26 protein-coding genes are annotated in these 25,728 nt (G+C 34.4%); 2 read left to right on the top strand and 24 right to left on the bottom strand.

Annotated features, from left to right (window positions below; all coding sequences use genetic code 11):
* Positions 1 to 76: 76 nt before the first annotated feature.
* The 9 genes from EG849_RS01135 to EG849_RS01175 all read right to left on the bottom strand — a co-directional run bounded on the left by EG849_RS01135 (position 77) and on the right by EG849_RS01175 (position 9,171).
* Positions 77 to 1,600 (bottom strand): carboxypeptidase-like regulatory domain-containing protein, encoded by a 1,524-nt coding sequence (locus EG849_RS01135; RefSeq protein ID WP_125011245.1) that lies wholly within the window; start codon positions 1,598 to 1,600, stop codon positions 77 to 79.
* 24 nt (positions 1,601 to 1,624) lie between these two features.
* Positions 1,625 to 2,005 (bottom strand): GLPGLI family protein, encoded by a 381-nt coding sequence (locus EG849_RS01140; RefSeq protein ID WP_262678981.1) that lies wholly within the window; start codon positions 2,003 to 2,005, stop codon positions 1,625 to 1,627.
* 36 nt (positions 2,006 to 2,041) lie between these two features.
* Complete coding sequence (locus EG849_RS01145; RefSeq protein ID WP_125011247.1) at positions 2,042 to 2,383, bottom strand: hypothetical protein; 342 nt, start codon at positions 2,381 to 2,383, stop codon at positions 2,042 to 2,044.
* Positions 2,384 to 2,814: 431 nt separating this feature from the next.
* Positions 2,815 to 4,062: a murein hydrolase activator EnvC family protein gene (locus EG849_RS01150; protein WP_125011248.1), complete on the bottom strand. Its 1,248-nt coding sequence runs from the start codon at positions 4,060 to 4,062 to the stop codon at positions 2,815 to 2,817.
* Between the two features lie 20 nt (positions 4,063 to 4,082).
* The gene (locus EG849_RS01155; protein WP_125011249.1) at positions 4,083 to 4,853 is read right to left on the bottom strand and encodes a DUF4292 domain-containing protein; all 771 of its coding nucleotides are present in this window, start codon (positions 4,851 to 4,853) and stop codon (positions 4,083 to 4,085) included.
* A complete protein-coding gene (locus EG849_RS01160; protein WP_125011250.1) occupies positions 4,850 to 6,205 on the bottom strand; it encodes a tetratricopeptide repeat protein in 1,356 nt (451 codons plus the stop codon). The genes EG849_RS01155 and EG849_RS01160 overlap by 4 nt, the downstream gene beginning before the upstream one ends.
* 20 nt (positions 6,206 to 6,225) lie before the next feature.
* On the bottom strand, positions 6,226 to 7,236 hold the full coding sequence (locus EG849_RS01165) for a sugar phosphate nucleotidyltransferase (protein WP_125011251.1): 1,011 nt from the start codon (positions 7,234 to 7,236) through the stop codon (positions 6,226 to 6,228).
* A 29-nt stretch (positions 7,237 to 7,265) separates the two neighbouring features.
* Positions 7,266 to 7,700 carry a dUTP diphosphatase gene (gene dut, locus EG849_RS01170; protein ID WP_125011252.1) on the bottom strand — a complete coding sequence of 145 codons (435 nt, stop codon included), beginning with the start codon at positions 7,698 to 7,700 and terminating at the stop codon, positions 7,266 to 7,268.
* 7 nt (positions 7,701 to 7,707) lie between these two features.
* Positions 7,708 to 9,171, bottom strand: coding sequence for a lipopolysaccharide biosynthesis protein (locus EG849_RS01175; RefSeq protein WP_125011253.1), 1,464 nt, complete (start codon positions 9,169 to 9,171; stop codon positions 7,708 to 7,710).
* Between the two features lie 167 nt (positions 9,172 to 9,338).
* On the opposite strand from EG849_RS01175, the gene EG849_RS01180 reads away from it, so the two are divergent.
* Positions 9,339 to 11,423 (top strand): prolyl oligopeptidase family serine peptidase, encoded by a 2,085-nt coding sequence (locus EG849_RS01180; protein WP_125011254.1) that lies wholly within the window; start codon positions 9,339 to 9,341, stop codon positions 11,421 to 11,423.
* A 51-nt stretch (positions 11,424 to 11,474) separates the two neighbouring features.
* Here the strand turns inward: EG849_RS01180 and atpG are convergent, their stop codons facing one another.
* From atpG to EG849_RS01255, 15 genes are all read right to left on the bottom strand, one after another.
* Positions 11,475 to 12,332: an ATP synthase F1 subunit gamma gene (gene atpG / locus EG849_RS01185; protein WP_125011255.1), complete on the bottom strand. Its 858-nt coding sequence runs from the start codon at positions 12,330 to 12,332 to the stop codon at positions 11,475 to 11,477.
* Between the two features lie 80 nt (positions 12,333 to 12,412).
* A complete protein-coding gene (gene atpA / locus EG849_RS01190; protein WP_125011256.1) occupies positions 12,413 to 13,990 on the bottom strand; it encodes a F0F1 ATP synthase subunit alpha in 1,578 nt (525 codons plus the stop codon).
* 37 nt (positions 13,991 to 14,027) lie between these two features.
* On the bottom strand, positions 14,028 to 14,561 hold the full coding sequence (gene atpH, locus EG849_RS01195; protein ID WP_125011257.1) for an ATP synthase F1 subunit delta: 534 nt from the start codon (positions 14,559 to 14,561) through the stop codon (positions 14,028 to 14,030).
* Between the two features lie 4 nt (positions 14,562 to 14,565).
* The gene (locus EG849_RS01200) at positions 14,566 to 15,057 is read right to left on the bottom strand and encodes a F0F1 ATP synthase subunit B (protein WP_125011258.1); all 492 of its coding nucleotides are present in this window, start codon (positions 15,055 to 15,057) and stop codon (positions 14,566 to 14,568) included.
* Between the two features lie 81 nt (positions 15,058 to 15,138).
* On the bottom strand, positions 15,139 to 15,339 hold the full coding sequence (atpE, locus tag EG849_RS01205; RefSeq protein ID WP_022827760.1) for an ATP synthase F0 subunit C: 201 nt from the start codon (positions 15,337 to 15,339) through the stop codon (positions 15,139 to 15,141).
* Between the two features lie 40 nt (positions 15,340 to 15,379).
* Positions 15,380 to 16,534 carry a F0F1 ATP synthase subunit A gene (gene atpB, locus EG849_RS01210; protein ID WP_125011260.1) on the bottom strand — a complete coding sequence of 385 codons (1,155 nt, stop codon included), beginning with the start codon at positions 16,532 to 16,534 and terminating at the stop codon, positions 15,380 to 15,382.
* Between the two features lie 133 nt (positions 16,535 to 16,667).
* Positions 16,668 to 17,051 (bottom strand): hypothetical protein, encoded by a 384-nt coding sequence (locus EG849_RS01215; RefSeq protein ID WP_233581731.1) that lies wholly within the window; start codon positions 17,049 to 17,051, stop codon positions 16,668 to 16,670.
* A complete protein-coding gene (locus tag EG849_RS01220) occupies positions 17,051 to 17,272 on the bottom strand; it encodes an AtpZ/AtpI family protein (RefSeq protein WP_125011262.1) in 222 nt (73 codons plus the stop codon). The genes EG849_RS01215 and EG849_RS01220 overlap by 1 nt, the downstream gene beginning before the upstream one ends.
* A complete protein-coding gene (locus tag EG849_RS01225) occupies positions 17,241 to 17,648 on the bottom strand; it encodes a bactofilin family protein (protein ID WP_125011263.1) in 408 nt (135 codons plus the stop codon). Before EG849_RS01225 ends, EG849_RS01220 begins: the two co-directional genes overlap by 32 nt.
* A gap of 2 nt (positions 17,649 to 17,650) precedes the next feature.
* On the bottom strand, positions 17,651 to 20,341 hold the full coding sequence (gene porW / locus EG849_RS01230; RefSeq protein WP_199732243.1) for a type IX secretion system periplasmic lipoprotein PorW/SprE: 2,691 nt from the start codon (positions 20,339 to 20,341) through the stop codon (positions 17,651 to 17,653).
* Positions 20,342 to 20,549: 208 nt separating this feature from the next.
* Positions 20,550 to 21,245 carry an ABC transporter ATP-binding protein gene (locus EG849_RS01235; protein WP_125011264.1) on the bottom strand — a complete coding sequence of 232 codons (696 nt, stop codon included), beginning with the start codon at positions 21,243 to 21,245 and terminating at the stop codon, positions 20,550 to 20,552.
* Between the two features lie 24 nt (positions 21,246 to 21,269).
* Positions 21,270 to 22,739 carry a DUF5687 family protein gene (locus tag EG849_RS01240; protein WP_125011265.1) on the bottom strand — a complete coding sequence of 490 codons (1,470 nt, stop codon included), beginning with the start codon at positions 22,737 to 22,739 and terminating at the stop codon, positions 21,270 to 21,272.
* A gap of 56 nt (positions 22,740 to 22,795) precedes the next feature.
* Complete coding sequence (locus EG849_RS01245; protein WP_125011266.1) at positions 22,796 to 23,491, bottom strand: hypothetical protein; 696 nt, start codon at positions 23,489 to 23,491, stop codon at positions 22,796 to 22,798.
* Entirely contained in the window at positions 23,488 to 24,081 is a 594-nt protein-coding gene (locus tag EG849_RS01250) for a hypothetical protein (protein WP_125011267.1), read from the bottom strand. Before EG849_RS01250 ends, EG849_RS01245 begins: the two co-directional genes overlap by 4 nt.
* A gap of 2 nt (positions 24,082 to 24,083) precedes the next feature.
* Positions 24,084 to 24,416 carry a PadR family transcriptional regulator gene (locus tag EG849_RS01255; RefSeq protein WP_125011268.1) on the bottom strand — a complete coding sequence of 111 codons (333 nt, stop codon included), beginning with the start codon at positions 24,414 to 24,416 and terminating at the stop codon, positions 24,084 to 24,086.
* 124 nt (positions 24,417 to 24,540) lie between these two features.
* On the opposite strand from EG849_RS01255, the gene EG849_RS01260 reads away from it, so the two are divergent.
* Positions 24,541 to 25,593: a ferredoxin--NADP reductase gene (locus EG849_RS01260; protein WP_125011269.1), complete on the top strand. Its 1,053-nt coding sequence runs from the start codon at positions 24,541 to 24,543 to the stop codon at positions 25,591 to 25,593.
* Positions 25,594 to 25,728 lie beyond the last annotated feature (135 nt).

Raw genomic sequence — 25,728 nt, forward strand, 5'->3', positions numbered from 1 at the left:
TTGACTTAAATTGCTTCGTATTAGAGTGTTTTTAAGTTATATCCAACATTATAAAAAAGATGAAAATTTCGACTTGCTACCAATAATCTTTTATTAAGACATTAAATTTTTCGGATCTGACAGCTCCATTTTGCTGAATAAGATAATTTGTTGCCGTCATTAACGGTAAAAAATCTTGTAAAAAAGCAGTATCACTAGACCAATTTTCTGTAGAATTTGAATTGGTACTACTGTGATGTAAACCCACTCCCATTGTATGTCTATCATCTATCTTTAAATACCCTTCTAAATTTTGTGAGAAATTATCACCCATACCATTTGCCTTGGTAAAAAATTCGCCGGTGGTTTCTGAACTTGATAAAGATTCTTGTTGAAAATTATTAGTGTTTCGTAAATAATTGATGTTATACATCCATTTTTGACTAACGTTTGGATTATAATCCAGTTTTAGATTCAATATTCCCGAACTATCATTAGCGTCTCTAAAATCATTTCTTGTTTCAAAAACAGACGCATTATCAGATAAATACTCTCTTGCAGATAACGACTTATTAATAATATCATTGTTTGAATATATGCCATAACCAGAAATGCAGAGTTTTTTATTTACCTCGTGCTGAAAATTTAAAGCAGAAAACCGTGTGAAGGACTCAAATCTTTCCTGATTACTTGATGCAGCATTTAATAAATTATTGGTTAAATCATTCTTTTTAAATAAGTTACTCGACCCACCAACCAATTTAGATAAATCACCAAAATTTAAGCTGCTTTTATTGTAATTATTTATGTCGCCAATAAAGCTAATATTCGATTTAGGGCTATACTTAAATATTGCCGGATGTAAACTGTAGAATTCATCAAGTCCGAAGCCGACCGCTGCTTCAATATCTCCAAAATAAAAATCTTTTTTATATTCTTTTAAAACCACGTTTAGTGCTAAATCTTCATTATCTGCCAAGTTTCTTAGCAATTCAGATTCTTTGTAGTCTGAAATAATTTCAATTTTATCCATTACATCTGCAGGGATGTTTTCAATTGCCAATTTCGTACTTCCATCAAAAAAAGGTTTGCCCTCAATCATCAATTTTGTTACCGTTTTGCCTTGTACTTTTATAACGTTATCTTCTACTTTTACGCCTGGTAACTTTTCTAATACCTCCTTCATCTTAAACTCATTACCGTTTGTAAATGCTTTTAAATTATAGGTTATTGTATTCTTGTTTTTTTCAATAGGCTTATATTTATAATTGATAACAACTTCATCTAAACTTTCATTTTTTGAAGTAAGCTTAAAATTGTAATCTATAGTATTTTCTGTAAAATAAACCTCGTTTTTTATTGAATTATGACCTAAATATGAAATATTAAGTTCGTAAACTAAGCCATTATTTAATTGAAGTTTATAATAACCATTACTGTCAGATATAGTATAGGTTGTTTTGAAGTTTTCTTGTTTAGGCTTCGCAATTAAAGTTACGCTCGTTAACGGCTGTTGCAAACTATCTGTAACCGTTCCACTAACAGTTACTGTATTATTTTGAGCAAAAGTTATAGAAGTAAACGCCGTAAAGCAACAAACCAAAAAGTTTTTAAAAATCATAAGTTATCATGTAACATAGTCAAATTAATCTTTTCTAATCTGTCTGCGCTTTTCATCTTCAGCGGCCAACGCTTCAAATTCCTCATCTGAAATAAGTTTTAATTTTCTAAAAGATGGCATTTCGTTTTCCTTTTTTTCTGCATCATCATAAAACTGAATTTTCTTGACGCCATAAGTAAACCCTTCTCCTTGCAACTCAATGATTAAACCTGGCAAATTGCCATAGCCAGCAGGACCAAACTTGTACGGAAGTTGTGGACTGTACCATGCTGTATAATCATATTTAATCACTTTGCCCTTAGGATTTGTAACTGTTCTAAATGTAGTTGCTTTAAAACATAAATAATCTCCAATCATTTTGGTTTCATCAAACAATTTCCACTTCTGATAGGGTCTAGAAACCAAAAATTTACCGAAATCTTCTTGTAATTCTTCGGTGATCTAATTGTTGCTTTGTTGCTTAATCCGTCCATAAAAGTGAACATTTCTTAGTACAAATCTAGCTGCTCTGTTGTCTGAGAACAATTTTTCCTCTAAATAAAAAATCGAGGTAGAATCACTAAAAACTAAAGAGAAATCAACTTCTGGAGCTACTAATTCTGCAAAAGCAACCAGACCGGGTGAAAATTTCTCATGGATTTTATAAATTTCATTATTTTTATCAAAATTTACATTCACACCATAACTAACTTTAACAATACCATATTGCTTATTCGTTTGTGAAGAAACGGGAATACTCAATACTAAAAAAAATAGAAATAAATGGAATGTTTTCTTCATCATATTTTATTAAAATCATAAAAATAAAAACCAAATTACGCTATTATTAATAAAATTTCCACTATTTAATCAGATTATTAATATAATATTCATAAATTATAAAAACAAGAAACACATTTAATGGCTGAACATTTAGGCATTTCTGACCAAAACTATGAAAGTATGAATCAGACAAGAATTCTTCTTCCCAAAATACTCAAGAAAAAATTGTTCTTTTATAGAAAAAATCTTATCGTTATGTTACCAGATTCAATCTTGTTTAACAATTATGATCATAAAAAGAGGGGTTGAGAAAGGGGTTGTATCAACAATTAATCAACAGATTAAAAAACTCATTGAATAACCCGTAAATGAATCCGCATGATGCTACGGAATTGAAGGCTTTGTTTATTGAATAAAAAAGGGAACCAATTTGGTTCCCTTTTTTATTGTAATTATTTAGAAATCCAAGATTCTGGATTTAAGTATTCTGTGTTTTGCAAGACAAAGAATTTTAAAGTGGTATGACCACCTCTGGTTGCTACTTTACCAATGTTTTGCATTCTTGAAATTTTACTTCCTTTAGAAACACTAACCGAAGTTAAGTTTTGATATACTGTGTAAAAATCCCCATGTTGAACATACACCACCATGTTGTTTCCAGACATTACTTGAACACTCGTAACTTCTCCATCAAAAACGGCTCTGACCGAAGTTCCAGGATCGGTGCTGATTTCTACTCCAGAGGAATGCACTGGCAATTTCAATATTGGATGCGGATGAGTTCCATATTTTAAAGAGACAAAACCTTTTGCTACTGGCCAAGGCAATTTTCCTTTGTTTGCTTTGAAGCTGTTTGAAACAATTTTCCCTTCAGGCGTTAAAACAATTTTTGATGAATTTTCAATTGCTTTTGTTTCGGCAACTGTTGCTTTTGGATTTGCTTTTTTATTCGCTGCAGCGGCCTTTCTATTCGCTTCTGCGATAGCTTCCCGAATCAATTTTTTGATTTGTCGGTCGGCTTCTTTTGACTCTTTTTGTTTTTTATTGATTTCGGCAGTTAACTTTTTGACGTCTTTTTTGATCGACTTCATTAATGTTTCCTGCTCTTGCTTTTCTACTTCTAACGTTTTTTTCTCTTTTTCGTTTTCAACAATTAGCTTTTGTTTCTCTTTTTTCTGAACGCCTAATTTTTCGTTGTATGTAGTTAATTCCGTAGATTTTTCCTTGATTTCATCACCTTGGTTTTTTCTATAGTTGGAATATTGCTTCATATATTGCGCTCTTTTATAGGCTTGCAGAAAATTCTGTGAAGAAAGCAGAAACATTGCCCTACTTTGCTCTGAACGGCTTTTGTAAGACTTCACAATCATTTTTGCATAATCTTTTTTCAAGACATCAAGGTCTTTTTTCAACGCATTTATTTTAAGCTGATTCGTATAGATGTCATCGCTCAATAATTTGGCTTGTTTTTCAGTGGTGGCAATCAATTTTTCTTGCAGCTTGATTTTTGCAGCCTGCTGGTTGATTTGCGTCATCACAGACTTTTCCTTCTTTTTTTCAGAATTTAAAGCCGTTCTGGCTTCCGCAATTTCTTTTTGGAGCTGCTCTTTACGCTCTTCTAATTTTCTTTGGGCATCGCTTTGGCTCCAAATCAAAGAAGTGGTCAGTAAAAAAAAGAGTGTGAGTATGAATTTCGGCATAATGGTTTGTTTGTGCAAATCTAATCAATATATATTCTATCGTAACCTTCTGGAACACTATATGGGAACGTTAAGTTTTCATCAAACGAAATGGAATTGTATTGGATATCAATGTTTGTCTTTTTTCCTTTTTGGTAGGCTTCTATTTTTACTTCGGTTGGCATTACCACCTGCGGATAGTCTTGGTGGTTTGGGTACGAAACCAAAAGCATTCGGTCTTCTTTGGCTTGCGTAATTTCTTGTTTTTTTATCAAATAATTGGCCGCTTCAAAGAAGAACGATTTTTCTGTATTTTTATTAGAAGTATCTGCTACTTTAAAAAGCTGGTCTTCTACCGTAGTTTTGTATTTTCCTTTTCTCAAATCGTCCATCGCTTCCCCGATCAGCATATTTTGAACTTTTTGGAAATCAAGGTCGGTTCCAAGCCATCTGCTCAACGTGGAATAATCGCCTTCAAAGTATTTACCTCCGATTTTTTCGTAGTATTTTACAAATTTAGGCGTAATATGTGCTTTTGCCATTGTGATTCCCAGAAAACGGACGCTGACCAAAATCTGCTCGTCTTTTTGGATTCTGATTTCAGCCGAAACATTTTGCGATAGCTTATCATCCTTAAATTTTGCGCTTGATTTTATGTAGGCCGTCTTGAAATTACGTTTTAAGTTATAATGATTTTTAATCACTTCAGATGAAGCCACGGTTTCGCGTGCATTTCCTTCAGCGATCACCGCTTTCTTTGAATTGCACGAAAACATTACGATGCCGAGGGTCAGGATAAGATATTTTTTCATTGCATTTTTTGTTTTAATAATTTATCGGCTTTTAAAAAATACTGTTCTTTTTTCTTGGTATCTCCGAGTCCGCTGAATGCTTCGCCAAGTTGAATATTAAAATTGATTTCTAAATCGCGGTTTTCAAGCAAATAATCCAGTCCCATTTCTAAAAACTCTTTGGCTTTTTTATGGTTTTTCAATTGGTTATTTGCCAATCCTGAATAATAATAAAATTCTGGTTGCAGTGGAAAAAAGTCAATCAATTCAGATGCTTTTTTTGACAATGCTTCAAACTGAGCGCTTTCCGCATACGCTTGAAGCAAGAAGATATTGGGTTCCACTTCTTGCGGATTATTTTTAGAATAAATTTCTAAATAATGAATCGCGCGTTCCCAATTTTTTTTGGCATAAAATATTTTCCCAATTTCTTTTGTCGAAGCCACTTGTTCTTCCGCATTAAAATAACTGACGGCTCTATCTAGATCTGCATTAAAACTTGGATTATTTCGAGCAAAAATCAAGAACTCGTTTAAAACTTTATACTTCGTTTTTGCGTCTACCTTTTTACTTTCAAAAACTTTATTCATCGCCAAAACAGCTTCTTCACCGTCGTTATTATTCAGGTAAAACTTAAACAGTCCGACTTGTGCAAAATCAGAATCAGGAATTTCTTTTTCTAATTTTTTGGCGATTTCAAACGCTTTTTCTTCTTGGTTGCTATCTGAATACAACAAAATCAAAGCAATATATTTTGATTCGTCTTTTGGATTTTTCTTGATTTCAGCCAAAAGTTTGTCTTTTTCAACAGCTTCATACTTTGAATCTTTCATAATTGAAGCGCGGTAGGCTTCTCTTTGAGGCGTTTTGCCAACAGATTCGTCCAATTCGTTGATCAGTGCCAAGGCTTTGTCAAATTGCTCGGTGTACATGAAAAGCGAAGCCAGATCTTCTTTATAATTCGCATCAAATGGCACCAATTTATCTACAATGACAATCGCCTGGTTGTAATCGCGCGTTTGATAACAAACATCATACATACCCACCAAATACCACTTGTTTTTTGGATCTAAAACACTCGCTTTTTGAAAATACTCATAGGCTTTTTTATAATCTTTCAGGCTTAAATAATTTTTACCTAATTCAAAATGTACAACCGCATTTTCAGGCTTTGACGCCAAACATTTTTCTAAAGCGATAACGGCTTTGTCATAATTTTCAATGCCTTTTTGTTTCAATGATTCATAAAAATTATCTTGAAATTTATCTTCCGCCAAGGCAATATCGTCTGGTTCGGCTTGGGCAAAAGCAAAAGCAGGAAACAGTAACATTCCGAAGAAAAGCGAAGAGACAAGATATTTTTTAATTTTCATAGTTAACCCTTTATCAAATTTTATTCCAAAGCAGAGTAATCTCCGATACTGATGCTTGTAAAGTTTCCGTCAAATTTGGCGTGGCTTCCGATCATGGCATTATCTAAATTTGCATTTTTGATGTGTGAATGATTTTGAACCAAACTGTTTTTTATGGTGGAGTCAATTACATGAGAACCATTTCCTAAGGATACATTTGGACCCACAGTTGCGTTGATTAAAATTACATCTTTCCCGATATAACAAGGCTCAATAATTGTTGAATTTTCTAATTTCACATCACTTGCAACCAAGTGTACTCCGTCGTTATGCAAAAACCCAAGCATTCTTGAGTTGGTTTCTACTGTTACGTTTTTGTTTCCGCAATCCATCCATTCATCTACTTTTCCAGGTACAAATTTCATGCCTTTTGCCATCATTTGCTTGATTCCGTCGTTGATTTGGTATTCGCCTCCGTGAATGATATTGTTGTCTAAAACCAATTGCAGTTCGTTTTTCAAAACCGCAACATCCTTGAAATAATAGATCCCGATTACCGCAAGGTCTGAAACAAATTCTTTTGGTTTTTCAACCAATTCAATTATTTCGTTGTTGTCGTTTAAATTAATAACGCCAAAAGCTTCCGGTTCGTCTACTTGTTTTACCCAAATCACGCTGTCGGCAGTTGTATCCAAATCAAAATCGGCACGGATCAGCGTATCTGCATAAGCGATAACTGCCGGACCGCTCAAGGAATCTTTGGCACACATAATGGCATGGCCCGTTCCCAACGCTTCATTTTGGTAATAGATCGTTCCTTTTGCTCCTAATTTTTCGGCAATGGCAATCAAATCTTCTTCTACTTTTTTACCAAAACTTTCGTGGATAACAAATGCTACTTCTTCAATTTGTTGATTCAAAACGCCTGCAATATCTTCCACCAAACGATGCACGATTGGTTTTCCTGCAACGGGAATCAATGGTTTTGGAACTGTTAATGTATGTGGGCGAAGACGTGAACCACGTCCCGCCATTGGAACTATTATTTTCATGTGTTTTTATTGTTTATTGCGGCTGCATACTATTTCACTCCCGTGCTTCCAAAACCGCCTTCACCTCTAGATGTTTCAGACAATCCCTCAACTTCGATCCATTCGGCACGTTCGTGTTGTGCAATGATTAATTGGGCAATTCTCTCTCCATTTTCTACTACAAAGTCTTCATTTGATAAATTTACTAAAATCACACCAATTTCACCACGATAATCGGCATCAACTGTTCCAGGAGAATTTAAAACCGTGATTCCTTTTTTTGCAGCCAAGCCGCTTCTTGGACGAACTTGGGCTTCATAGCCAATTGGTAATTCTATAAAAAGCCCGGTTTTTACGATCGCTCTTTCTAACGGTTTTAAGGTAATTGGTTCTGAAAGGTTTGCTCTCAAATCCATTCCGGCTGAGGCCATAGTTTCGTAGTTTGGTAAAGAATGCTGTGATTTGTTTATTATCTTGATTTCCATTTTATGCTTAAGCTTTTCTTTTTATAATTTTATTTAATGTTTCTTTTTCGTTGTAATATATGAAATACGTAAAAATGATAATTAGTGGAATTCCGACAAAATAATTCTCTCTGAAGAAATAGAACGAAACGATTGAAAACAGAATTGAAACGCCTATATAGCCTCCAATTTTTTTCATATCATACGGAACTGGATAATATTTGTTTCCGAGAATGTACGAAATCACCATCATACTTCCGTAAGCGACAATGGTACCAATTGCGGAACCCATATAACTGTATTTTGGAATCAAAAGGTAATTTAACCCTAACGTAAGAATTGCTCCAATAATTGATATATAAGCGCCAATTTTTGTCTTGTCGGTCAATTTGTACCAAACGGAAAGATTGTTGTAAATGCCGAGGAAGAAATTGGCTAGAATGATCAACGGAACCACTCGCATCGCTTCCCAATACGATTCGTCTTTGATCATTATCATTTTCAATAAATCGGCAAAAACAATGACGGTTAGAAGAATCAGAGAACCAAAGATTACGAAAAATTTTGTAATCATCGCGTAAGTCTGCTTTGCATTTTCATTTTTAGCGTGGCTGAAAAAGAACGGTTCAATTCCTAAACGGAAGGCTGTTGCAAACAAAACCATAAACAATCCGAGTTTGTAACACGCTGCATAAGCACCAACTTCTGACTTTCCAATGTCTTTTGGCAAAAGGTGTTCTAAGATAATTTTATCTAAATGTTCGTTTACAGCAAATGCAATTCCTGCAATCAAAATTGGAAATCCATAACGCATCATTCGTTTCCAAAGCTGAAAATCGAAATGCCATTTCACATGCAAATAATTTGGCGAAAGCACCAGGAAGGTGGCTAGACTCGCAATTAAATTTGCCATAAAAATATAGCCTATCTGAAAATCTTCAAAGTATAATGTTGCCAGAAAAGTATTCGGATAATTTTGTGCAATTTGAGGAAGATATAGCAAGAAAAACAAATTCAAGGCCATGTTGATCACCACGTTTCCAATCTTGATAACGGCATAAACTATTGGTCTTTGTTCGGCTCTTAACTTGGAGAACGGAATGGTTACCAGAGCATCTAAAACCAATATCCAAATGGCATAGGTAACAAACTCCACATCAACATTAATCCAAGTTGAAAGTGTATTCCGAAAAAAAAGCGAAAGGAATAAAAACCCAATGGAAGTCCAAAAAATAGAAATTGTAGAGGTTTCAATTACGTCTTTCTTATTGTCTTCCGAATTATAAAAACGAAAAAAGGCAGTTTCCATTCCATACGATAAAATCACATTGAAGAAAACCATATACGCCAAAAGTATGGTGGTTTCTCCATAATCCGCTTTTACGAGTTTATCGGTATGAACCATTACTAACAGAAAACTCAGCATTCTCGGCAAAACCGTAGCTAGTCCGTAAATGGCAGTCTGCTTGAAAAGATTTTTATATAGGCTCAAAATAAGTTTTTCAATTGAATGTAACAAAAATAGCTATTTCTTTGGTTTTAAAACCAATTTGAATTGGTAATCGATATTTTTTATAGCAAATTTTACTACAAGACAAAATACGAAAAAGCTAGCCAATATAAAAAAGGTATATTTGCGAAAAATACAAGATATTTCTGATGAAAAAAATATTAATTTTTATGCTGTGCCTATTGTCTGCGCTATCCTATTCTCAAAATTACCCCGAGGCAAAAAAGATTCCTGTTCCATTTTCAAAGCACAACTTTACCTACCAAGATGACTATTCTTGGATGGAGAAGATGAAATCTTCAGAAACGAATGCTTGGATGGAATTACAAAATACCAAAACCTACAGCCATCTTGAAACGGTAAAAAAGAAATATTCAACAGCTTCAAAAATAAAGGAATATGATTTCTTATCGACAAATGGATTGCCTGCCAAAAGAGGCGACTATTTTTATACCAGATATATTCTTGATAAAAACAAACCTCCCGTTTTATTTTATCGAAAAGCATTGAACGACGATCCTATTGAAATTATAGATCCTTATAAGATTTATAAATATAATAACGTCAGGCTCAGTAGTTTTTATCCTTCAAAAAACTCAAGAATGATTGCGTTTAAAATCAGCAAGGACGGAGGCGATCAAGAAGAAATTCGTTTTGTTGACGTGGAGAAAAAGAAAACTTTAGAGGATGTTTTGACAAAAATAAAGTTTTCGGGCGTTTCATGGAATCATGAAAAAGGTGTTTTTTACAAAAGAAATAGCAACGTCAATACCTTTGAAAGAGATTCGACCTACCTGCTTTATTATCACAAAATTGGTGACACACAAGCGAATGACAAGTTAATTTATGACACTACCGCATCTGAAAATGATTTTCACTTTTTTACTGCTGAAGACAAACTGATTATTGTGGAAACCAATAAAGCAGAAACAGAAAGATATTATTTCTATGCTAACCTTTCTGATGAAACATTTGCTTTAAAACCTTTTGCGAAGCACAATGAAAGCGATTTTAACTTTCATACAATTAAAAATGGCAAAGTTTACTTTTCAAATACAAAATCAGATTTTGGAGAAGTCAGCTATTTTAATTTGACCAACGAGTCAGAAGAATTTAAAGTGATTCCCCAAATTTACAATAGTGTATTACTTGAAACAAAATTCTTAGAAAACTATATCATTTGCAAATACAAAACCACAGCAAAAAACTACATGCATATTTATGATTATAGCGGAAAGTTTATAAGAAAGTTTGAGGCGCCCTATGGAATGGATTTCAGAATTAATTTCTTAGATGCTAAGAAAAACGAACTCTATGTTACATTTAATTCTTATGTAATTTCTTACCTTAATTACAAATTAAATATTGAGACCGGAAAGTATGGACCTTATTTTAATGACTTCATAGAACCAAAACCTTCATTATTCACTTTTGACCATTTTGAGACCAAAATCGTGACTTACAAAAGCAGAGACAGTAAAGATATTCCGATAACAATTATTCATAAAAAAGGAATGGCTTTGGATGGCAAAAATCCAACATTATTAGAGGCTTACGGCGGTTTTGGATCCATTTATGGGTCCAATTTCGATACTGGATTGCTTACTTTTCTAGAAAGAGGCGGCGTGTATGCTTATGCTGAAATTCGCGGTGGCGGTGAAAAAGGGCGCAAATGGCACAAAGATGGAAAAGGCCTAAAAAAGATGAATACTTTTAATGATTTCATTGACGGCGCAGAATTTTTAATCAAAGAGAATTATACAAACCCAAAGAAACTTGCCATTACCGGAAGTTCGCAAGGTGGTTTGTTAGTCGGTGTTGCGATGACAAAAAGACCTGAATTATTTAAGGTGGCCATTCCGAAGTTTGGTGTTTTTGATATGGCAAAATTCAGCCAGTTTACCGTTGGAAAATATCACAATGACGAATATGGCAATCCAGAACTAGAAAATGAATTTAATTCGCTTTTAGAATATTCACCTTATCACAATATTAAAGACGATGTGGATTACCCGACAACCCTGATTATTACATCAGAAAATGACGACAGGGTACCGCCTTTGCATTCGTATAAATTTGCTGCAAAATTACAGAATAGAGCCTCTCAAAAGAATCCTATTTATTTAAAAACGCTGAAAAATTCAGGACATTATGGCAAAAATGCGAATTATAAAGATCAGATTACGGAAGATTCTGAATTTTATAATTTCTTACTTTATCACTTAAATAACTAAAACAAAAAAGGCGCTTATTTCTAAGCGCCTTTTTAATATTCTATAAATTATTTATGATTTCAAAGCTTCGGCTCCACCCACGATCTCAAGGATTTCATTGGTAATTGCAGCTTGACGTGCTTTGTTATAAGTTAATTTCAACTGATTTCTCAATTCTGTTGCATTATCTGTCGCTTTGTGCATTGCAGTCATACGCGCTCCGTGTTCTGAAGCGAATGAATCTCTAAGTGCTTTGTACAATTGCGTTTTCAAAGAAAGCGGAATCAATTCTTCAATGATTCTTTCTTTTGATGGTTCAAAAAGATAATCAACTTGGCTTTTGCTTTCGGACTCGATTGGAACGATTGGCAAAAATTGCTCAGTGATGATGATTTGCGTTGCCGCGTTTTTAAATTGATTGTAAACCAATTCAATTTTATCATACTGGCCTTCTACAAAAAGTTGCATCAACTCTTCAGCAATTGCAGCTACATTATGAAAAGTCAAATCGTCAAAAACAGTATTATTATTATTAATTACTGTATTTGTCTTTCTGATAATATCATTTCCTTTTTTTCCAATGGTAACGAAATCAACTTGTTTTCCAGCGTAAAGTCCCACAAGGTTTCTTGTTTGTTTTACGATGTTCGAGTTAAAAGCACCACTCAAACCTCTGTTTGAAGTAATTGCAACAACAAGAACTTTGTTAACAGGTCTTTGGTCAGAATATTTGCTGCCGTTTTCTCCTTCAAGAGAAGCGCTAACATTTTGCAATAATTCCGTTAGTTTTTCGGCATAAGGACGCATTGCAGTGATTGCATCTTGTGCTTTCTTCAGCTTTGCAGCAGAAACCATTTTCATCGCAGACGTGATTTGCATCGTTGATGAAACGGAAGTAATTCTATTACGGATTTCCTTTAAGTTTGCCATTTTCTTATGGGTTCAGGGTTTTTGGTTTTAGGTTCAGGGCTCTAATTTGAACCCCAAACCTTTGACCTTATACCTTAATTTTAGTTATATTTCGCTGAAACTTCTTTCGCTACGTTTTCGATAACATCAGTGATTTTGTCATCTAATTTACCCGCTTTCAAAGCATCAAGAGTATCTCTGTGTTTTGCGTTCAAGAATTCTAAGAAATCTTTCTCAAATTCTTTCACTTTGCTTACAGGAACGTTTTTCAACAAGTTTTTTGAACCTGCATAGATAATCGCAACCTGGTCTTCCACAGTATAAGGATCATTCAAACCTTGTTTCAAGATTTCAACGTTTCTTTTTCCTTTTTCAATTACGTTCAATGTAACCGCATCAAGGTCAGAACCGAATTTTGCGAACGCTTCCAATTCACGGAATTGTGCTTGATCCAATTTCAAAGTACCTGCTACTTTTTTCATTGATTTAATTTGAGCATTACCTCCAACACGAGATACAGAAATACCTACGTTGATCGCAGGACGAACTCCTGAGTTAAACAAATCTCCATCAAGGAAAATCTGTCCGTCAGTAATCGAAATTACGTTTGTTGGGATATACGCAGAAACGTCACCTGCTTGTGTTTCGATAATTGGCAATGCCGTTAACGAACCTCCACCTTTAACGATTCCTTTGATTGAATCTGGCAAGTCATTCATTTGTCTTGCAATTTCATCATTGTTGATTACCTTACAAGCACGCTCTAATAAACGAGAGTGAAGGTAGAAAACGTCTCCAGGATAAGCCTCACGTCCCGGTGGTCTTCTCAATAGAAGCGAAACCTCACGGTAAGCAACAGCTTGTTTCGATAAATCATCATAAACGATTAATGCTGGACGACCAGAATCTCTAAAGTATTCTCCAATTGCTGCTCCTGCTAAAGGTGCGTAAACTTGCATTGGAGCTGGATCAGAAGCGTTTGCAGCAACAATAACCGTGTAAGCCATTGCGCCTTTTTCTTCTAACATTTTAGCGATTCCTGCTACAGTTGAAGCTTTTTGCCCAATTGCAACATATATACAGAATACAGGCTGCCCTGCATCATAAAATTCTTTTTGATTAAGGATAGTATCCAAACAAACGGTAGATTTACCAGTTTGACGGTCACCAATCACAAGCTCTCTTTGTCCACGACCCACTGGGATCATTGCATCAACAGCTTTAACACCTGTTTGCAATGGCTCAGTTACTGGCTGACGGAAAATAACTCCAGGAGCTTTTCTTTCTAATGGCATTTCGTATAAAGTTCCTCCGATTGGACCTTTACCGTCGATTGGGAAACCAAGTGTGTTTACAACACGGCCTACCATTTCTTCACCAACTTTTAATGAAGCAATACGTTGTGTTCTTTTTGCAGTTGAACCTTCTTTGATACCTGTTGACGGCCCTAAAAGTACCACACCCACGTTATCTTCTTCAAGGTTCAAAACGATAGCTTCTAATCCGTTATCGAATTCTACTAACTCACCGTATTGTACATTTGATAACCCGTAAATACGAGCAATACCATCTCCAACATTAAGTACTGTTCCAACTTCTTCCAGCGTTGCACCAGATTCAAAACCTGATAATTGCTTTTTTAATATTGCTGAAATTTCAGCAGGTTTAATTTCCGCCATTTTGTTTTATAATTTATACACTTTACGTGTGGTAAAACTAATTACTAAACTCTCTTTTTAATACTTGTAATCTGTTAGCGATAGATGCATTGTATTGCTTATCGCCTATTCTTATGATAAATCCTCCGATAATTGAAGGATCTACGATATTTTGAATCGTAATCTTCTTGTTTGAAAATTCTCTGATTTTTTCTGAAACCTTTGCTTCTAAATCGGAATCCATTTCAATAGCTGTAGTTACCGTAGCAACTTCAAAACCATTCATTTCATCAAATTGAATCGTGTATTGCGAAGCGATTCCTTCTAAAATCTCAAATCTTTTGTTTTCGAACAACAAGTGGAAAAGACCTTTTGTCAATCCATTTGTTTGGGCGAAAACTTCTGTCAAGGCGCTTTCTTTAACGGCAACTGAAAGAGTTGGATTTTCAATAAAATCGCTCAATTCTTTGTTGTCTTTTATCGTTGAAGAAATCAAAACCATATCATTATAGACTTCTTGCCCTGCTCCTGAAGAGATGGCTAAGTCTAAAATTGCTTTTGCATAACGAATTGCTGCTCTGGTTCCTGACATGATCTTAGTTTAATTTTACGTCACCCAACATTCTCTCCACCAATTTGGTTTGAGCATCTTTGTTAGATAATTCTTCTTTCAATAATTTTTCAGCGATTTCAAGAGACAATGATGAAACTTGAGATTTCAATTCAGCCATAGCTGCATTTTTCTCTGCTTCGATAGCTGCTTTCGCCTGCTCGATCATTCTTTCTCCTTGAACTTGTGCTTCTTGTTTTGAATCCGCAACCATTTTATCTCTCATGTCACGCGCTTCTTTTAATAAAGCATCACGTTCCATTCTAGCTTCTTGCAAGATACGCTCGTTGTCTGCAGTTAAATTTTGCATTTCTCTGCGAGCTGCTTCCGCTGATGCCAAAGCATTATTGATTGATTCCTCACGGCTTTTTACAGCACCCAAGATTGGTTTCCAAGCAAATTTTGCCAAAAGAATGAAGAAAACAACAAAGATAAGTGTTGTCCAAAAAATTAAACTCTCTGGTGAAGTTAATTGCATACGATTATATATTTAAAATTGTTTGTCTTTTTTAAAAAAACTTCCTGAAGCCAACCGCCTGCAGGAAGTTTTAATCTTTAATTATTTTGCGATTAACGCAACAACTACTGCGAAAAGTGCAACACCTTCAATAAGTGCAGCAGCAATAATCATAGCAGTTTGGATTTTTCCAGCAGCTTCAGGTTGACGAGCAATAGCGTCCATTGCTGAACCACCAATTTTTCCAATACCTAATCCTGCACCAATTACAGCTAATCCAGCTCCGATTCCAGCTAAAATCATAATAATAAATTTATATAGTTAATATTTAATAAAACTCTAATTAATGATGATCGTGTTCTGCAACAGCCTGACCAATAAATAATGCTGAAAGCAATGTAAATACATACGCTTGCAAAGCAGCAACCAACATTTCAAGAACAGTCATGAACAATACAAATGCTCCAGCAACGGGTCCGATAGCAATGGATTTGAAAATGAAAATTAAAGAAACTAAACTTAAGATGATAATGTGACCTGCAGTGATGTTTGCAAACAAACGAATCATCAAGGCGAATGGTTTTGTTATCATACCAATTAATTCAATTGGCATCATAAAAAACTTCATCGGAGTAGGTACACCAGGCATCCAAAAAATGTGCCCCCAATATTCTTTGTTTCCACTAACTGTTGTGACGATAAAAGTAATAACTGCCATTACAAAAGTAAAGTAAATATTTCCTGTCAAGTTAGAACTGAATGGGAAGAATGGAATTAATCCGATAAGGTTGTTGATCCAAATAAAGAAAAAGATAGTCAAAAGATACGGCATAAATTTAGCGTATTTTTTTGTTCCAATATTTGGAATAGCAATTTCGTCTCTAACATAAGTTACCAATGGTTCTAAGAAACCTGCCAATCCTTTTGGTGCTTTTGGGTTTTTCTTGTATGATCTTGCTACAGCAAAAAACAAAAAGAACAACACAATTGCAGACATCAACATTGAGAAAACATTCTTTGTGATTGAGAAATCTAAAGGTCTTGCATCAAATGCAAAAGCACCATTGTCTCTTTCGTCTTGAGTTAATGCTTCAAATTTATCCGCATAAAAAATAATTTCTTTATAACGAACCAATTCTTGACCGTTAGCATTGACAATGTGATGACCCGTATTATCATGGTGAAAGTGTTCAGAAGAAAAAACTTCTAAACCACTGTTGGTCCATAAAATTACAGGAAGGTAAAAAGAAATGGGATGCCCCCCCCAATCTGCGATGTGAAATTCATGCGAATCACCGATATGAGAATTGATCAAATCAGTAGGACTAAATTCTTTTTCTGCTGCATGAGAACTTACTGCTTCATGGCCTTCTGAAACTGGCTCGACAACCTCTGTTTTATCAGCGATGCTATCATTTGATGCCGCAAAATTTAACGTCGGAGTCAGCGCTAATAAAGCAAGTAATAAAAATCGGACTGGTTTAATTGAAATTATCATTATTAAATGTATATCTAATTTTAGGTTTCAAAATTTTTTGCAAAGGTACATATTTAATTCACACTTGAAAACATATCGATGTAATTTTTAGTAATTTGGCATTTCAATGACAATTCTTTAATATTCAAAGCCATTATCCTTTGTTTATTAAACGAACCGCAAAATAGGTTTCGAAAAATAAAAATAAAAAATAGGGTATAAAGAACGTCGAGATATCAATTATAGGGTCTTTTACGCCTGCTTTAATCAACGGAATCAAAAAAAAGACCGCTGCCATCATTCTTAAAAGGCAAGCCCCTAAGAACGCAAATCCGGTGTAATCTTTAAAACTCTTATGGACAAAAATTAAAAACAGGAACACTAAAACGGTGGCAACTATATTAAAAGTATAAATGCTCCAAGCTTGGTAAAAGAAATTTACTGTTTGTGATAGCGACTGCATGGTGAAATACTGCGCTGTGAATAAGACAACCGAAAACGGAACGAAATACTTTAAAAAATCGGTAATTCTATTCATTATTTGTTTAAATTTTTAACTTGGCGGATGACGTTATAAAGTGCGATAAATACAGAAAGCAGCGACAAAATAATTGTCCATGTGGAAGAACCGTTTGAATATTTTTCATCAAGCCACATTCCGGCATAGGTGAAAATAAAAATGATAACTCCCATTTGAATCGGAATATTGATCATCGCGGCCCACTTGCTAGGCGATTTTTTCTCCTGGTTGTCTTCCATCGTTTGGGTTTAAGTTTTTAACATTTGCTTTCATCACGCACGATGCGCTGAATTCTGCTCCAGGTTCTACTGATAATTTTCCGACGATCACTTCGCCATAAATTTTTGCTTTTGACTTTACATTTAAAATCTCAAGCACTTCAATTCTTCCGTCAAATTTTCCTTCGATATCGGCATTTCTGCAGCTGATATCGCCGATCACTTTTCCGGCCGGACCGATGACAATTTTCCCTTTTGATTGAAAATTACCGATTAATTCTCCGTCTAATCTAAAATCAGCTTCTGAAATAATATCGCCTTTTATGATGGTTCCTTCCACAATTCTGTTGGTTTTGCCCAAAAGATCCGTGTAGGATTTTGGAGATTTTTCAAACATAATTATGGTTTTTTAGCCGTTAAATAATCCGGAAGATTTTTCTTTACTTGAACCACTTTATAATTTTCATTTGAAATCACAATTGCGTTATCGGCAATTTTGTAGTCTTTGTAATCCTTCAAAATCGTGGCAATATCTTTTGCCCTGTCCTCCGAAATCATTCCGTGAATTACCACAAAACTGTCTGTCATGGTGTACGCATCAAATGAAACAGTCAATTTATCAGAGGTTCTTTCTGAAACAAATTTCTTCAATTTCTCTTGAAGTGCTTTTGTGTTTTTATCTTCGGGATTTGTAGGAACTTTATATAAAATTTTCCAGCTCATCGGAAGTTCCTTGTCAAAAGCCACCGCTTCTAATTTTGGGATATTGGTTGTCAACAGCGCTTCGGCTTCTTTACCTTCTTTGCTATTTGGATAATTTAAAGCCACATAATTTAAAGCTCCTTTATATTCTTCAAGGCCTTTTAATTTTCCAACGGTATTGGCTTTTAGCAGCTCAATTTTAGGGATAATGTCTTCGCCCGCATAAACATCAATCAAGATTTCGCTTTCGGTCAACACTGACTGGTATTTTCCTGCTTCATAGCTTTTAAATAATTTGTTGTAAGCTGCATCTGGCGTATCCTTAGCTTTTGCCAAATCGGCTGGTGACGTTTTTAAGATGTTTGCATAACGAGAGTCTGGGTATTGCGCAATGATTTTGTTTTTCATCACAACCGATTTCTCTTTGTTGGTAATCTCATAAATTTTATAAAGATTGTACATCGCCGGAAGCACCAATCGTTCTTCAGGATTATTTTCTAACAGTTTTTCAAGTCTTCCTTCGGCTAATTTATACTCTTTAAATTTGTCTTTATAAATCAGTCCCAATTGATAATACGCAAAATTTCTTTCCTTGCCTAGGCTGTCGATCTCTTTTTGATCTGTCGGAAGCTGTTTTAAATAATAATCAAGGGTATATCTTGGGTCAAGAAATTCTTCTTTTTCTTCAGTTTCTTCACTTGAAGCAATATCCTCTTCAGCTGATTCATCTCCAAAACCAATTTTTGATTTTCCTTCAGAAAGTCTCCAATTGTCTTTTAAAGTTCTGTTTCCCCATCTTTTCTTGAAATCATTTTTTCCATAAGCCAACGTTGCCGCATTATAGAAATAAAAATTAGAAGCCGTTGATGAATTCATACTAGGTCCTTCTCCTGGAGGCATTAAGCTCACTGGATCATTTACACCTTGCATTACACTTTTTGCATTGAGTCCAGCTTCTTCAAGTCCTCCTTTTGACATTTTCTTTTGCATTTCTGCAGAAGCTTGTTCACTTGCCGCATTAATGCTCATGTTATTGCTGCCCGCATTTTGACTCGCAATCAATGCCTTTTTTGCAAACTCTTCGTCTTCTTTTTTCAATCTGGCAATAACCTCCTCAAAGAACTTGTTTTTACCTGGTTCAGAAAGTGCCACAATGTGAAGGATGCTGTCATTATTTTGAGCAATCGCCTCATATTTAATTACATCAACTAAGTTTTCTCTTTTCTTTTTAATCGCTTTGTGCTCCCGTGTGCGTGCATCAAGACGAACCAAAGTACTGTCATAATATTGTCCGGCCAGAGAATATTTGGCGTCATTAAAATTAATTTCGGCTAAATTTCTATAATTGGAAGCAATCAAATAAGGATCTTGAGATACTGATTTTAAAGACTTGTTGTAGTATTTTTTGGCCAAGCTGTCATTATTTTGCTTGTCATAAAAAAGCGCCACTTGATGATTAATCACATCTAAAAACGGACGGTTTTCTCTGTCTTTCAGCAAATCATTATACTTTTTCATAAACGCCAAAGTATCGCCGCTTTTAAAATCAAACTGACCTGCTTGTTTTGCGTGCGCTTGAATTACATAACGTCGCGGTGATTTTCTTTTCATATCAATCACACTCTGAAATGCTGCAAATGCGCTGTCTTTTTTATTTAGAGATTCATAAAGCTGCCCTAAAATAAAATGATATCTCGCCTTTTCCTCGTCTTGTTTGGTATATTCAACAGCCAATTTCAATTTTGAAACCGCACTGTCTTTCTCTTCTAAATTTAAAAACGCTTGCGCCAAAGTCGCATTTGCATCCGCAAAAGTCTGGTCTTTAAATTTAATTTCTTTTAAAAGCGCATTTAAGTTTTTTACAGCAATGGCGTCATTTTCCATACGCATGTTGGTTTTTTCTCTCCAAATTTTTGCATCGTAAATTTTATCGCTTTTTGGATATTTGTATAGAATATAATTAAAAGCTTCTAAAGCCGGGACAAATCTTTGATCATAATATCTTGATTTTCCCAATAAAAGGTGGGCTTCGTCCATTTGCGGATTTTTTTCGCTTCCTTCAATATACATCGAATGCTTTTGAATCGCTTTGTTCGCCTTGGTTTCAGCACGTTCAAAATTTGGATTTTTCTTTTCACCCGGAAGCATATTATCTTCCGTTTCCTGCATTCTTTCTACCGGAAGCAATTCCCAGAAATTATCAACATACTGCGTTTTAAGTTCTGCAATACCAGCTTGTAAGGCAATTTCGCCATTGTACAAAACATTATATTCTGTACTTAAGGCATGCATATTTCTTCCTACAAAAGAGTTTTTCTTTGTAGAACAAGCTGCAAGAAACGCAAAGAATCCGAGAAAAAGTGCGTATTTAAGTGTATTGGTTTTCAATGTAAAACGTTTTTATCCTTAACTTTTAAAAGTTGGTTTTAGTATAATGACGGGTAAAAATACGCTTCTTTTTGATATGTCGAATAAAAAGACCGTTTTTTTGATGATTGTCTGATTTTTTATAGAAAATAAAAAGCCACAGATTTCCTGATTTTTTTAAAATTAATTAAAAATAAAGAAATCTGCGACTGTTAAATATCTTGGTAATTTATACGGCAAAAAATGTTTCAAGTTCTGCCAAAGTCTCTGTAGAAGTTTGAATGTCTTTTACCACTTCGCCTTTATGAAGTGCTACAATTCGGTCTGAAACTTCAACTGTGTGTTGTAAATCATGGCTTGAAACCAAAATGGTTACATTGGGATCTGAAGCTAAATCTTTGATGATTTTCTTCAGTCGAAATTGTGTCGTTGGATCTAAATTAGCAAACGGTTCATCTAAAATAATTACTTCCGGATTACCTATTAATGTGGCAATGATTCCCACTTTCTTTTGGTTTCCTTTTGAAAAATCCCTGATGTATTTTTTGCTGTTTAAAATTTCTCCGTTGAAAAACTCGGTGTGCTTTACTAATAAAGCATCCACATCGGCTTTATTTTGACCTCTTAAATCTCCGATAAAATAAAAATATTCTTCTGGTGTAAGATACCCAATTAAAAAAGTTTCGTCTAAAAAAGCAGCCGTCAAGGGTTTCCACTCTTCCGTTTTATCTACTTGAAAAGTATTGTTTTTGATGTAACCTGTTGATGGTTGAATCAAATCTAAAAGAAGGCTAAAAAAAGTGGTTTTACCGGCTCCGTTGTTTCCAACTAATCCAAAGCTTTCTCCTTTTTTAATTTCTAAATTATCTATTTTAAGTACGGTTGTTCCGTTATAAGATTTTGATAGTTGAGTGACTTGTATCATGATTTTTTCTTTTATAATTTAAGATTATGATTTTTGTTTGTAAGATGCAATTGTGGAATATTTTTCAGCTTTATAAATTTTTTCAATCATCGAAAAAACTTTATTTCTGAAAGCAAAACCAATTAAACCAATTAATGCGACTAAAATTAATCCTGCATTTGGACTAATAAATTTATATCCTGCAATATAAATTAACATTGGCAACAACATTTTTGGCAATGAAATTAGCATCGTTTTTAAGTTGAATGCTTTTTTATCTCCAAAAGCGCCTTTGCTTGAATTCAAATCTACTGGCGTTTTCACGTATGCGCCACCAAGCAAAACCAAATGTGAGTTGACACCAATATTAAAAATGGCTCCAGCAATAATTATCAAATACGTTTCTAAACCAAAATACAAATAGGGTGCTGCTAAAAGGGTGGAAACTCCCGTTGCAATTACAATCAGCCACCATTTTGCATTCAAATAGCCTTTATAGGAAATGTTTTGCGTCATCATGAGCGGATAATAGGCGCTGTCCCAACTTGGAACAAATTGTCCAAAAGTGAATAAAAATCCTCCGGAGACAAAAACTCCGGCAAACATTTTCATCATCGGATTATCGTAAGATTCGATTCCGCCGGAGAAGAAAAGCAATCCATAAAATAGGAAAAGAACGCTCATGAAAATGGTTGTCTTTGAACGCTTGTTTCTTTTGATTAATCGAATGTCGTTTTTCAAAAAAGTTCCGATGTTTCCAAATTGATCTAACCAAGTGAATTGTTCCGTCTTGGCAATATCGTGTTTTGAAGAAAGTCCGGTGTCGAGATGCAGGTTTTTCTTAAAGAAATTAAATGTGATTACATAAAGTGTAATTATCAAAATGACCGGAATCAGAAATAAATAATTGGTTGTAATCAAGCCTTGGAAAAATCCAACAGTATAATCAGTTATATTGAAATAATCATAATAGTGTAAAACTCCCAAAGCCCCAAAAATCACCATGAAAATTACAAAAAGAGAATCTTTATTGTTCAACAGAATATTTAGAAAATTATTTACATAAATCAACGACATTATTGCCACATGCCATAAAATTACATTCAACGGATTGTAACCTTCAACCAACAAAACAATCGAGAATGGCACAAAGAAAAAAGCGTGAACCAAGTTGAAAAAAGACAGCATCGTTTTACCCAAAGAGAAATTGACAATCGTAGCTTTTTTAATAGGCAAAGTCAGCAATGGTCTTATATTTAATACCGGAATCTTTTGTAAAAACAATCGAAAAAGTAAATCGAAAATCAAATAATAAATTAAGTATTTGTTGACTTCCAAAAGCGGATCAAGGTTGGCATCTTTTAATCCATAAAACAATACAACTCCTGCAAAAAGAAAAATTATGGCATACATGAAAGCCACGATTCCTAAAATGATTTTTAAAGCGAGGTTTGTACCGAAGGAAGCTGACCTTACAAAAGCTTTCCATTCGAGATAGAGGAATTTTTTAAACATATTAATTTTGGTTTGGTTTATTAAATAAGTAGAAAAAAATTCAAGAATGTTACAAATTATTTTGAAAATTTATATTCTGGATACGTTTCCAACAAATATTCTTCTGCTTTTGCCGGAATTATTGTGAACATTATGTAAGTTGTCAAATAATATGCAACTACTGCTGTTGAAAGCGCGAAGAGTATAAAATTATTCTGAATAGAAATTTGTGGAAAGTGAATCAAAAACTGTAATGGTAAAGATACCATAACAAATGAGTTGCCATAGTTGTAGATAATCTCTTTAAAAAGCCAGCGTTTTCCACCTAACTGTGTTTTTTTATCTGCCCGCTTTTTATTTTTTATCATGTTGTAAAAAGAATAAATCAAAAGTGCCAGAACAAATACGCTTATTAGAACATTATCAAATAAAATGTTTTTCAAAATAAAGAACAGACCTAAAATCAAAGAAATGGTCATTATAATTTTAGGAAATGCAAAAAATGCTTTAAAATGTTTCCAAACCAACTTATTATATCTTTTGGTTAAGGCTGATTGGCGTTGTTCTACAACATCCATAAAACCAAAAACACCAAATTTTTTGAACTCATTTTGCAATGCTTCATCAAAAGAAATTGTGGGATTTTCAATCCATTGGCTTTCAATTCCATTACCCAAATGATCCACTAATTCCGTTTGTAAATCATAATATTTAACAAAATGATCCAGCGTAAATTTATATACTAGATCAATCTGGGTCACTGATAATTTCATCGAACAAATAATTTTGGATTAAACTTTGAAATCGTCAAACAATAATGAATTAGAAAGGCAATAAGCAGAAAACTCACTATTCCCAAGCTGTAAAAATTTCCGTGAAAATCTTTGTAAAATCCATTAAAAAAAAGTGATCCAAAATAAATAATCGTCAGAGAAAAAGTGACTTGTTCTAAATGAGCAAAACGCTTTTTGGTAATTAATGCACTCGCTGTTTGGTATACATAGAAACACATTATTAGTCCAAAAATCAAAACATTGATAAAAGGCAAAATTGTTTCTGATATAAAATAAAAAGTAATTGCAACCAAAAGGGCGATTGCCAAATTATACCATTTGTAAAGCGTTTTGGAAAATCTTACAATCGAAGGGAAAAAATGATTCTTTTCTTTCAACAATTCCTTTTTGTTATCAACCATAAAATCTTTGAAAGCCTCATAAAAATCAAGGTTTTCGGCTTCCATTTTTTCTTCTACGGCTGACGCAATATGGTCTGTCAATTCAGCACGAATATCTACAAAAATGACATCTGATTTTTCAAGATAACTGTTGATAAATTTGATTTTTTCTAAGGAAAGTTGTTTCATAATTAAGCTAATTTTGGATTCACGATAATTTGCATATTCCTGATAAATTCTTCTAATTCTGCCAAACGATTTACGGTTTCTTTTTGCCCGCTTTCGGTCAGTTTATAATATTTTCTAAGGCGGTTGTCCACCCTTTCCATTTCCACATCAAGCAATCCTTCTGCTTCTAATTTGTGCAATGCCGGATACAAGGCGCCTTCGGTAATGTTCAATTCGCCTTGCGTAATGTCTTTTACCTTTTGGGTAATTTCATAGCCATACATTCGCCCGTTTTCGCCTAATAGCTTCATTATTATAGTATTGAGACTTCCTTTGTACAATTGTGAATTTTTCATAAGCGTAAATTTGCATTACAAATATACATAAGTTTCTTATACATAATAATCCTATGTATTAATTTTAAGGTTTTCTTATTTAAAAAATTTAACAGATTGCTTACTTTTGCATAAAATATAAAGGATGTCAACATTTTATAAACTAGCAATAAAAGAAGTAAGACGCGAGACTAAAGATGCGGTTTCAGTGCTCTTCAATGTTCCCGAAGCACTGCAACCCAATTACAATTTCATCGCCGGACAATACATCAACTTAAAATTGACTTTAGACGGAAACGAGATTCGCCGTGCTTATTCAATCTGCTCTTCACCGGAAAGTGGCGAGTTGCGAATTGCAATCAAAGCCGTTTCAAACGGAGTTTTTTCTACTTTTTCAAACAAAAGCTTAAAAGCCGGAGACGTGATTGAAGTGGGAACTCCAGAAGGAAAATTTACTTTTGAGCCAAATCCTGAAAGAAGCAAAAACTATTCGGCTTTTGTTGCCGGAAGCGGTATTACACCAGTGATGTCCATCATAAAAACAGTTTTAGAGAAAGAACCGCAAAGCACATTTGTGTTGGTTTATGGAAATAAAACACCCGAAGACACGATTTTTCATCAAGAATTGCACGACTTGCAATTGAAATATACAGGTCGCTTTTTTGTGCATTTTGTATTCAGCCAAGCGCGTGCCGAAAACGCACTTTTTGGAAGAATTGAAAAATCGGCCGTAAATTTTGTCTTGAAAAACAAACACGCTTCTTTGGCGTTCGACAAATTTTATTTGTGCGGACCGGAAGAAATGATCAATACCGTAAACGGTGTTTTGAAAGAGAACAATATCAACGAAAAACATATCAAATTCGAGTTATTTTCAACTTCTGCTACCGAAAATAAAATAGACCAATCGCTTGAAGGCCATTCAAAAGTGACTGTGATGGTTGACGATGAGGAAACTACTTTTGATATGTCCCAAAAGATGACCCTTCTTGACGCCGCTTTGAAACAAGGTATTGACGCGCCATATTCTTGCCAAGGCGGGATTTGCAGCAGCTGTATCGCCAGAATTGTTTCGGGAACTGCAGAAATGAAGAAAAACTCTATTTTGACCGACAGAGAAATCGCCGAAGGCTTGACGTTGACATGCCAAGCGCATCCAACTTCTGAAACAATTTATATTGATTTCGACGACGTTTAATCCGTTTTAAGTTTTCAGTGTACCTGAAATTTGAGAAAAACGACAGCAAGCAGTTGATTTTACTTGATATGGTCAACAAAGTAATGAAAGGTTGCAAGACACTTGAAAAGAGCAGATGAAACACGAGCGTTTTGG

The organism is Flavobacterium macacae (assembly GCF_003865365.1).
Taxonomy (GTDB): Bacteria; Bacteroidota; Bacteroidia; order Flavobacteriales; family Flavobacteriaceae; genus Flavobacterium; species Flavobacterium macacae.